Consider the following 10,512-nt stretch of genomic DNA (forward strand, 5'->3'; position numbering starts at 1 on the left):
CAGGGCCGCTTCGCGCCCCAGCGCGGGCAAGCCCGCTCGCCACGAGGGGCCGGTGTCACAAGGGCGCTACCGGGGGTCAGAACCGCTCCAGGTTCCGGCTCGGCGCCTGGCGCTCCTGGGGCTTTGGCTTGTAGGCGCAATAGCCCGGGCGCGGGCCGATCTTCGGATGGTTGCGGCAGGTGTCCGGGCGCTTGTCGTAGATGGTGCACAGCCGGGTCTTGCGGTCCAGGTACAGGCAATCGTTGTTGCTCATGCGCTGCAGGGTGAAGATCTCCGACTTCTGGTTGTAGCGCTCGACGATCCCTTCCTTCTGCAGGCGCTTGGCGATGTTCTTCGCCGGCTCGCCACGCTCGAACTCATCGACGATGCCGATGCGGATCAGGTCCTTGATCTTCACTTCCACGGGCAAGGTGCAGCAGCTGGACATGCAGCCGCCACACATGTGGCTGGAGTACTTCTGCCAGGTTTCCAGGCGGTCGAGCTCTGCGGCTGCGATCAGGGTCGGTTTCATCAGGTGGCGTCCAGGGGGTGTATCGGGCGCGCGATCATACCGGGGCCTGTGGATTTGTGAACAACCTTTTGACGGTTTTTCGCACAATCGCGGATCTACCAGGAAATTTTTCGCGAATCCGGGTCTTGAGCGGCCCCTCGAATTTACCGGCCTTGGCCACTTCGAGTGGAAAAAACCCCGAACCAGAGCCATCACCCTGTGTCGAACCGACTAGGCTCAGACAACTCGTCCCTTAAATTGTCCATCTCGCTAGAGGTCGCATCGATGTCTCAGGAAACGCTTGTCCGTGAAACTGAGGTGGCTGCCTTTCGTGCCGCCGTCCTTGCCAAACTTACCTATGCAGTGGGTAAGGACCCCGACCATGCCTTCGATCATGACTGGTTCGAGGCGATTGCCCTGGCCGCCCGCGACCATATGGTCGAGCACTGGATGGATCACACGCGACAGATCTACCGCAAGGGGCAGAAGCGGGTCTATTACCTTTCCCTGGAGTTCCTCATCGGCCGCCTGCTGTACGACAGCCTGAGTAACCTCGGCCTGCTGGATATCGCCCGCGAGGCGCTGGTGGACCTCGGCGTCGACCTGGAGCGGATCCGCCTGCTGGAGCCCGACGCGGCGCTCGGCAACGGTGGCCTGGGGCGGTTGGCGGCGTGCTTCATGGAAAGCATGTCGACCCTCGGTATCGCCGGCCACGGCTACGGCATTCGCTACGAGCACGGGCTGTTCCGCCAGGCGGTCGTCGACGGCTGGCAGCAGGAGCAGACCGAGAACTGGCTGGACTTCGGCAACCCCTGGGAGTTCGAGCGTGCCGAAGTGATCTACCCGGTCGGCTTCGGGGGCAGCGTCGAAACCGTGCACGACGAGACCGGCCAGGCCCGCCAGGTCTGGTGGCCGGCGGAGACCGTGCGGGCGGTGGCCTACGACACGCCGGTGGTCGGTTGGCGCGGGGCCAGTGTGAATACCCTGCGCCTGTGGCGGGCACGAGCCACGGAAGAACTGCACCTGGAGCGCTTCAACGCCGGCGACCACCTCGGCGCGGTGGCCGAGGTGGCCAGGGCGGAAAGCATCTCCCGCGTGCTCTACCCGGCGGACAGCACCGAGGCCGGCCAGGAATTGCGGCTGCGCCAGGAGTATTTCTTCGTCTCTGCCTCGCTGCAGGACCTGCTGCGCCGGCACAAGAACATGCACGATTCGGTGCTCAGTCTCGGCGAACACGCGGCAATCCAGCTGAACGACACCCACCCCTCGATCGCCGTCGCCGAACTGATGCGGCAACTGGTCGACCTGCATGGCGTGACTTGGGACGCGGCCTGGCAGGTCACCGTCGAGACGCTTTCCTACACCAACCACACCCTGCTGCCGGAAGCCCTGGAAACCTGGCCGGTGGGCCTGATGGAGCGCATGCTGCCGCGGCACATGCAGATCATTTACCTGATCAACGCCCAGCATATCGACGCGCTGCGGGCCAAGGGCATTCACGACTTCGACGTGCTGCGCTCGGTGTCGCTGATCGAGGAGGACAACGGTCGCCGGGTGCGCATGGGCAACCTGGCGTTCCTGGGCTCCCACAGCGTCAACGGCGTGTCCGGCCTGCATACGCAACTGATGCGCAGCACGGTGTTCTCTGAACTGCACAAGCTCTATCCGGACCGGATCAACAACAAGACCAACGGCATCACCTTCCGCCGCTGGCTCTACCAGGCCAACCCGCGACTGACCGAGATGATGGTCGACGCCCTCGGCCCCGAAGTGCTCGACCGCCCCGAGGAACTGCTGCTGGGCCTGGAGCCGTTCGCCGAGAAGGCCGGCTTTCGCAAGCAGTTCGCCGAGCAGCGTCTGCACAACAAGCGCGCTCTGGCGGCGCTGATCCAGGAACGCCTGGGCATTGCGGTCAATCCGGCGGCGATGTTCGATGTGCAGGTCAAGCGGATCCACGAGTACAAGCGCCAACTGCTCAACCTGCTGCACACCGTGGCGCTGTACCAGGCGATCCGCGCCGAGCCGGAAACCGACTGGGTGCCACGGGTGAAGATCTTCGCCGGCAAGGCGGCCGCGAGTTATCACCAGGCCAAGCTGATCATCAAGCTGACCAACGACATCGCCCGTACGGTGAACAACGACCCGACCGTGCGCGGCCTGCTCAAGGTGGTGTTCCTGCCCAACTACAACGTCAGCCTGGCGGAGAGCATCATTCCCGCCGCCGACCTGTCGGAGCAGATTTCCACCGCCGGCTTCGAGGCCTCGGGCACCAGCAACATGAAGTTCGGCCTCAATGGCGCGCTGACCATCGGCACGATGGACGGTGCCAACGTGGAGATGTGCGAGAGGGTTGGTCAGGAGCACATGTTCATCTTCGGCCTCAGTGCCCAGCAGGTCGAGTCGCGCAAGCGTAACGGCGAGTTCAGCGCGGTGCAGGACGTGGCGGCCTCCCATCGGCTCAATGACGTGCTGCAGGCCATTCGTGGCGGGGTGTTTTCCCCGGACGATCCGGCGCGCTATGTCGGCCTGGTCGATTCGCTGATCGACTATGACCGCTTCCTGGTCTGTGCCGACTTCGACACCTACTGGGCCGCCCAGGCCAAGGTCGAGGCGCACTGGCACGACAGCAAGGAATGGTGGCGCTCCGCTGTACTGAATAGCGCCCGGATGGGCTGGTTCTCCTCGGACAGGACCATCCGTGAATACGCCACCGAGATTTGGAAGGCGCTTGAGTAATCTTTTGCAATAAGTTGTGAGGCCGACCCCACTACGGTGGGGCCGGATCGATATACTACGCGGCAGATTGGTCGGGGCTCGCCCGTCCATGTGCTGAAAAACACTGCCTACTGGTGGGAGCCGGCTCCCACGGGGGCAGGCGTGTCGTGACGCCGCCTAGGGATATCGTGCATGCAATGGATCTTAATGCTGATCGGATTGGTGTGGGGCTGGATGATCGATGATCTCCTCTTCGACGGCCTGATCGGCGCATTGTTCGGTTTAGTCATCGGTCAGGCGTTTCGCCTTGGCAGCCTGGCCCGTCATGCCTCCGACCAGGAGGCCCGCCTGCAGCAGGCGCAACAGGCCCTGGCCACCCTCGAACAGCGGGTTCGTGAGCTGGAGGTGGCTGGCGTGGCCCCAAGTGAGCCGCCTGTCGCCGTCGCCGAGCCCACTCCGGTGGTCGTCGACGAAACACCTGTCGCCGCCAACCAGACTGCCGAGCCGATCGTCGAGCCGGTTTCTCAAGGGCTGCTTGCTGAGCCCGAACTGATCTGGGAACTGCCGCCGGAACTGCAGGAGCCTTCGCCGCGTAATGAGCCCCAGGCCGTACGCCCAGAAGTCGATGCCTGGACGCCGCCGTCGGTCGAGGCCCGCGAGCCGGTCGCGCCGCCTGTTCCACCGACCCCTCGCGAACCGAACCTGATCGAGCGTGCCGTGGCAGGCGCCCGCAACTGGCTGTTCGGTGGCAACACCGTGCTGCGGGTCGGCGTACTGCTGCTGTTCCTCGGCCTGGCGTTCCTGTTGCGTTACGCCACCGAAGGCATGGTGGTGCCGATCGAGCTGCGTTACGCCGGGGTCGCCGGTTGTGCCCTGGGCCTGCTCGGCCTGGGCTGGTGGTTGCGCCTGCGCAACGGCAACTACGGGCTGATGCTGCAGGGCACGGGGATCGCGGTGCTGTACCTGACGGTATTCGCCGCGATGCGCCTGCACCCGTTGCTCGATCCCTCCGCCGCCCTTGGCCTGCTGGTGGCGGTCACGGTGTTCTCGGCGATTCTCGCCGTAACCCAGGACGCCCTCGGGCTGGCTGCCGCGGCGGCGCTGGGCGGCTTTGCCGCGCCGATCCTGACGTCCACCGGCTCCGGCAACCATGTCGCCCTTTTCAGCTATTTCATCCTGCTCAACAGCGGCATCCTGGCGATCGCCTGGTTCAAGGCCTGGCGCCTGCTCAACCTGATCGGTTTCGTCGGCACCTTCGGCATCGGCTTAGCCTGGGGCCTGCGCTCCTACCAGCCGGAGCTGCTGTGGAGCACCGAGCCGTTCCTGGTGCTGTTCTTCTTCATGTACCTGGCCATCGGCCTGCTGTTCGCCCGGCGCAAGCTGCGCGACATGGCCGGTGGGCCGCAGGATGAGAGTCGCGAAGGGTTGCTGCGCTGGTCGGCGCGCCAGGGCGACTACGTTGATGGCTCGATGCTGTTCGGTCCGCCGCTGGTGGGCTTTGGCCTGCAGTTCGCGCTGGTCCAGCACCTGGAGTTCGCGGCGGCCTTCAGCGCCCTGGCGCTGGGGGTCATCTACATGGGCCTTGCCCGTCTGCTGATGGGCGGCCGGGCGTTGCTGCTGGCGGAAACCTGCCTGGCGTTGGGCGTGATCTTTGCCAGCCTGGCGATTCCATTGGGCCTCGACGCACGCTGGACCACGGCGGCCTGGGCGGTCGAAGGCGCGGGTATGTTCTGGCTGGGCCTGCGCCAGCAGCGCCCGTTCGCGCGGATCTTCGCCTTGTTGCTGCAACTGGGCTCGGCGTTGGCATTCCTCGGCACCTTGCAGGCCGGCGAGCACAGCCTGCTCGACGCGGCACCGCTGGGTGCGTTGCTGCTCGGGTTGGCCCTGCTGTTCAGCTTCTGGCAACTGCGCCAGGCAGCGCCCGGGCAGGCAGCGGAGTGGGAGCGGCGTGGCACGCCGGTGCTGGGTTGTCTGGGCCTGGCCTTCCTCTACCTGCTGGCACCGTTGTTCTTCCTCAGCCAGGGCACGGCCATCAGTTGGGCGCTGGCGGGGCTGGCAACACTGTTTGCCGGCCTGCGCCTGCAATCGCGGGCATTCCTGTTCAGCGCGTTTGCCGTGCAGTTGCTCGGCGGTGCGCTGTTCCTGGCGCGGTTGCAGGGTGCCGAGGGCGAATCGTCGGCGGTGTTCAGTGCCGGTTGGAGCGGCTTGATGAGTGCTTCGCTGATCGGCCTGTCGTTGATCGGCGGGATGTTGCTGGCGGCACGCGACGAGATGGTGCGCAACGATGCCCGGCTGCTGCGGGCCTTGTCGGTGATCCTGCTGGCCGGCCTGGCGTTGATCAACCTGGCGGTGCTGTTCGTACTGCCCTGGGGCACGGCCAGTGGTGTCTGGGCCGCCAGCGGCCTGCTGATCATCTGGCTGAGCCTGTACCTGCGCCAGCGCCTGAGTTTCCTCTTCGGCCTGCTGTTGCAACTGATCGGTGGCGGGGCCTTCCTGCTCGAAGGGTCGGTGCAGTTCGGCGCGCTCGACAGCGATGGCCTGCGTCTGCTCGGCCACAGCGGTTTCTGGACGCCGCTGGTGCTCGGGTTGGCCGCCTTCGTCGGCGCCTGGCGCCTGCAGCGCGACAGCCTGCCGACGGTGTTCGATGCCCTGAGCCTGCGCCGCCTGTCCCAGGTGCTGCTGGTCTGGGGGACCGGCTGGTGGGCGCTGGCCTGGGCCGGTGAAGTCATGCTGTTCGCCGCGCCGTCCACTTGGGCGTCCTGGATGCTGGCAATCGCCACGGCCAGTGTGGCGCTTTGGGCACTCCTGGCGGTGCGCCTGCGCTGGCCTGACCTGGCCCGGTTGTGCACCCTGCTGGTGCCGGTGGCCGGGCTGATCCTGATGCTGGACTGGACTCTCATCTACAATCCGGCGGCGCGGTTCGGCTGGCTGGTTTGGCCGGCGCTGTTCGCCGTGCACCTGCTGTCGTTGCGCAAGTTGGCGCCGCAGTTGCCGGCACGGTTGTCGAGTGTCGCCCATGTGCTGGGTTGCTGGCTGATCCTCGGCGTGCTGGCGCTGGAGCTGCGCTACGGCCTGCTGTTGCTGTCGGAGCACTACAACGCCTGGCGCTGGTTGGGTTATGCGATCCTGCCGAGCCTTTACCTGGTGCTGATGGCCGCGCCGCGCGAGTGGCCGTGGCCGATTGCCGCCTACTCGCGCGAATACCGTCTGTACGCTGCCGCACCGCTGGCCTTGCTGATGCTCGGCTGGTTCTGGCTGGCGAACAGCTTCAGCGATGGTCACGCCGAGCCGCTGCCGTACGTGCCGCTGCTCAACCCGCTGGAACTGGGGCTGCTGTTCGCCCTGGGCAGTCTCTACATCTGGTCGCGCAGCGCAGTGCCGCAACTGGGCGTGCGTGCCGCCCATGCCGAGCTGGCGGCCCAGGCGGTCTCGGGTCTGTCGCTGTTCGCCTTCGTCACGGCGCTGGTCATGCGCGCCGCGCACCATTGGGGCGGGGTGGATTTCGAACTCGATGCCTTGCTGGGATCGATGCTGGTACAGGCCGGCCTGTCGATTGCCTGGAGTCTGATCGCCCTGGGCCTGATGATCGGTGGCCACCTGCGCCATCGCCGTGAGGTCTGGCTGATCGGCGCGGCGCTGATCGCGGTGGTGGTGGCCAAGCTGTTCTTCGTCGAACTGAGCAACCGTGGCGGACTGGCGCGGATCGTCTCGTTCATCGGCGTGGGTGTGCTGATGCTGGTGGTGGGCTATTTCGCGCCGCTGCCACCCAAGCGTGCGGAGGCCGCAGCGGCCGACGAGCAAACGGAAGGAGTGTCGTCTTGATTCGCAAGTTGAGCCCGGGCTGCCTGGGCGTGGTGCTGCTGTGCCTGAGTGCATCGTTGCCGGCCCAGGAAAAGCCGGCGGACTACAGCACCCTGGTGCCCCTGACCCTGAGCGGTGAGGGCCCCTGGTACCGGCTGGAACTGCCGCTGGTCTTGCAGGCCCAGGCTCGCCAGGCCGAACTGAACGATGTCCGGGTGTTCAACTCGGCGGGTGAGCCGCAGGCCTATGCCCTGCTTCAGGAGCAGGCGCAATCGACCCAGCAGCGCAGCCAGACCGATGTGAAGTGGTTCCCGCTGTACAGTTCGGCCGATACGCCCCAGGCGGCGCCGAGCGTGCGGGTACAATCGACGACCGCCGGCACCCTGGTCGAAGTGACGCCTTCCAGCCAACTGGAGGCAGGTGAAGAGGTACTGCGTGGTTGGCTGCTCGATGCCAGTGCGATCAAGGCGCCGTTGCAGCAGTTGGTCCTCGACTGGACCAGCGAGCGCGACGGTTTTCAGCGTTTCAGCATCGAGGCCAGCGATGACCTGCAGCACTGGCAGTCCTGGGGGGATGGTCAGGTGGCGCGGCTGTCCTTCGCCGACGAGCGCATCGAACAACGCGAGGTGAGCCTGCCGGGCCAGTCGGCGCGTTACCTGCGCCTGCTGTGGCAATCGCCGCAGTCGGCACCGGTGTTGAATTCGGCGCAACTGGTGAGCAGCACCCGCAGTCTGTCGGCGTCACCGTTGGCCTGGTCGCAGCCGCTGGCCGGCAGTACCGTCAAGTCCGGCGAGTACACCTGGACGCTGCCGACCGCCTTGAACCTGGAGCAGGTCCGGATCGAGCTGGCCCAGCCCAACAGTCTGGCGCCGGCAAGCCTGTATGGACGGCGCAGCGGCAATGAGGCCTGGCAGGCGCTGGGTAGCGGGTTGCTCTATCGACTGAGCCAGGGTGGCGAGGACGTGCTGCGGGACACCCTGGAGCTTCCTGGCCACAGCGTTGCGCAACTGAAGCTGGTGGTCGACGAGCGTGGCGGTGGACTCGGCGCCACGGCTCCGGCACTGAGTTATGCCGTGCGACCGACGCAACTGGTGTTCCTGGCCCGGGGCAATGCGCCGTTCTCGTTGGCGCTGGGCAATCCGACGGTCGCCGCCGCGAACCTGCCCCTGTCGACGCTGATCCCCGACTATGGCCCGCACCGCCTGGCCTCGATCGGCAGAGCCACTCCGGGGGCGGCGCAGGTGGTTGCTCCATCGGCACCGGCCAGCACGGCGGCGCCCGCGACCGACTGGAAGAAGATCGGCTTGTGGATGGTGCTGTTACTGGGCGTGGCGGCACTGGGCGGCATGGCCTTCAGCCTGCTGCGCAAACCGCAGGCCTGAACCTGATCGTTCCCACGCTCTGCGTGGGAATGCAGCCCGTGACGCTCTGCGTCCCAAGAGCGGACGCAGAGCGTCCAGAGAGGCCTTCCCACGCGGAGCGTGGGAACGATCGGTCAAGATGAACACCTTTCAGTGTGGGAGCGGGCTTGCCCGCGAAGAGGCCCTTGTGCCTGGCACGAACGCTTGACCGAAGGCGCCAGGCAGTGCTTTTGGGCTACGCTGAAGCCGACCCGTGAACTCTCTGTGCGTCATCCGTGTCTGATCATGAGGATTTGCAGCGCGACTCGCGTTAAACTGCGCGGGTTTTCAAGCCCCCCCTTTCTCCGGAGCCATCCATGTCCCGCGTTACCCTGAGTCGCTTTTTGATTGAGCAGACCCGCAGCAACAACACGCCTGCCGATCTGCGTTTCCTGATCGAGGTGGTTGCGCGCGCCTGTAAGGAAATCAGCCACGCCGTCTCCAAGGGCGCGCTGGGTGGCGTCCTGGGCAGCATGGGGACCGAGAACGTGCAGGGCGAAGTGCAGAAGAAACTCGACGTGCTGTCCAACGAAATCCTGCTCGAAGCCAACGAGTGGGGCGGTCACCTGGCCGGCATGGCGTCCGAGGAAATGGACAATGCCTACCAGATTCCGGGCAAGTACCCGAAAGGTGCCTACCTGCTGGTATTCGACCCGCTGGACGGCTCGTCGAACATCGACATCAACGCCCCGGTCGGTACCATCTTCTCCGTACTGCGCTGCCCGAACGAATACCTGAGCCAGAACGAAGCCCTGAACGAAAAGGCCTTCCTGCAGCCGGGCACCCAGCAGGTCGCCGCCGGCTACGCGATCTATGGTCCGCAGACCATGCTGATCCTGACCCTGGGCAATGGCGTCAAGGGTTTCACCCTGGACCGTGAAATGGGCAGCTTCGTACTGACCCACGAGGACATCACCATCCCGGCCTCCACCCAGGAGTTCGCGATCAACATGTCCAACCAGCGCCACTGGGAAGCCCCGGTACAGCGTTATGTCGAAGAGCTGCTGGCTGGTGACACCGGTCCGCTGAAGAAGAACTACAACATGCGCTGGGTTGCCGCCATGGTCGCCGACGTGCACCGCATCCTGACCCGGGGTGGCCTGTTCATGTACCCGCGCGACAGCCGCGAGCCGTCCAAGCCGGGCAAGCTGCGCCTGATGTACGAAGCCAATCCGATGTCCTTCCTGATCGAGCAGGCGGGCGGTGCGTCCACCGACGGCCACCAGCGTATTCTCGACATCCAGCCCGAAGGCCTGCACCAGCGCGTGGCAGTGTTCCTGGGCTCGAAGGAAGAAGTGGAGCGGGTTACCGCTTACCACAAGGCGTAACCCATGTCCGCGCCCTGGCAGCCTCTGCTCGAATGGTGGTTCGGTTCAGCCGAAGCGCCCAGCGAGATCGAGGCTGGCAAGCGCCGGCTGTGGTTCGGCAAGCGTGACAGCCAGGACCGCGAGGCGCGCGAGCGCTTCGGCGACTGGGTCGAGCAGGCCCTGGCCGGCGGATTGACCGAATGGACGCAATGTCCGCAAGGTTGGCTGGCCGTGGTGCTGCTGCTCGATCAACTGCCGCGGATGATCTTTCGCGATACCCCCAGGGCCTTTTCCGGTGATGCCCGCGCCCAGGCGCTGGTCGCGCAGGGGATTGCCGCCGATTTCGACCGACAGTTGCCGGCGATGCAGCGTTCCTTCATCTACCTGGTGTTCGAGCATTGCGAGCTGCTGGCGGCGCAGAACGAGGCGGTGTCGCGGTTCGCGGCGTTGTTGCGCGAGCAGCCGGAGGACCAGCGGGCGGTGTTCGCCAGCCAGCTGGATTATGCCGAGCGGCACCAGAAGGTCATTGCCCGGTTCGGGCGTTTTCCCCATCGCAATGCCATCCTGGGGCGTGAGTCCACGGCCGAGGAAGTGGCGTTTCTGCGTGAGCCGGGTTCGCGCTTCTAGCCCTTTCGCCTGCTGAATGGCCTGTTGTTGCCAGCGAGCTTTCTGTGGTGAGCGGGCTTGCCCGCGCTGGGCTGCGAAGCAGTCCTGAAACCAGACCCCGCGTATTGTCAGACTGAAACGCGTCAGCCGGTTTGCGACTGCTTCGCAGTCGAGCGCGGGCAAGCCCGCTCGC

At 65.6% G+C, this 10,512-nt stretch carries 6 protein-coding genes; 5 read left to right on the top strand and 1 reads right to left on the bottom strand.

What is annotated here, in order from left to right; translation table 11 throughout:
- Positions 1-76: 76 nt before the first annotated feature.
- Positions 77-511 (bottom strand): YkgJ family cysteine cluster protein, encoded by a 435-nt coding sequence (locus K675_RS0101735; protein WP_017901783.1) that lies wholly within the window; start codon positions 509-511, stop codon positions 77-79.
- A gap of 264 nt (positions 512-775) precedes the next feature.
- Here K675_RS0101735 and K675_RS0101740 point away from each other — a divergent pair, with 264 nt between their 5' ends.
- From K675_RS0101740 to K675_RS0101760, 5 genes are all read left to right on the top strand, one after another.
- Positions 776-3,226, top strand: coding sequence for a glycogen/starch/alpha-glucan phosphorylase (locus K675_RS0101740; RefSeq protein WP_026144834.1), 2,451 nt, complete (start codon positions 776-778; stop codon positions 3,224-3,226).
- A gap of 171 nt (positions 3,227-3,397) precedes the next feature.
- Positions 3,398-7,027, top strand: coding sequence for a DUF2339 domain-containing protein (locus K675_RS0101745; protein ID WP_026144835.1), 3,630 nt, complete (start codon positions 3,398-3,400; stop codon positions 7,025-7,027).
- Positions 7,024-8,388 (top strand): DUF3999 domain-containing protein, encoded by a 1,365-nt coding sequence (locus K675_RS0101750; protein WP_017901786.1) that lies wholly within the window; start codon positions 7,024-7,026, stop codon positions 8,386-8,388. The genes K675_RS0101745 and K675_RS0101750 overlap by 4 nt, the downstream gene beginning before the upstream one ends.
- 335 nt (positions 8,389-8,723) lie before the next feature.
- Positions 8,724-9,734: a class 1 fructose-bisphosphatase gene (locus K675_RS0101755; protein ID WP_017901787.1), complete on the top strand. Its 1,011-nt coding sequence runs from the start codon at positions 8,724-8,726 to the stop codon at positions 9,732-9,734.
- Positions 9,735-9,737: 3 nt separating this feature from the next.
- Positions 9,738-10,340: a DUF924 family protein gene (locus K675_RS0101760; RefSeq protein WP_017901788.1), complete on the top strand. Its 603-nt coding sequence runs from the start codon at positions 9,738-9,740 to the stop codon at positions 10,338-10,340.
- Positions 10,341-10,512: the final 172 nt, after the last annotated feature.

Origin of the sequence: Pseudomonas fuscovaginae SE-1, assembly GCF_000364705.1 — a bacterium.
Taxonomy (GTDB): Bacteria; Pseudomonadota; Gammaproteobacteria; order Pseudomonadales; family Pseudomonadaceae; genus Aquipseudomonas; species Aquipseudomonas fuscovaginae_A.

Coding starts and splice junctions, on each gene's coding strand:
- K675_RS0101745 (WP_026144835.1), top strand. CDS start 3,398: ATGCAATGGATCTTAATGCTGATCGGATTGGTGTGGGGCTGGATGATC.
- K675_RS0101735 (WP_017901783.1), bottom strand. CDS start 511: ATGAAACCGACCCTGATCGCAGCCGCAGAGCTCGACCGCCTGGAAACC.
- K675_RS0101740 (WP_026144834.1), top strand. CDS start 776: ATGTCTCAGGAAACGCTTGTCCGTGAAACTGAGGTGGCTGCCTTTCGT.
- K675_RS0101755 (WP_017901787.1), top strand. CDS start 8,724: ATGTCCCGCGTTACCCTGAGTCGCTTTTTGATTGAGCAGACCCGCAGC.
- K675_RS0101760 (WP_017901788.1), top strand. CDS start 9,738: ATGTCCGCGCCCTGGCAGCCTCTGCTCGAATGGTGGTTCGGTTCAGCC.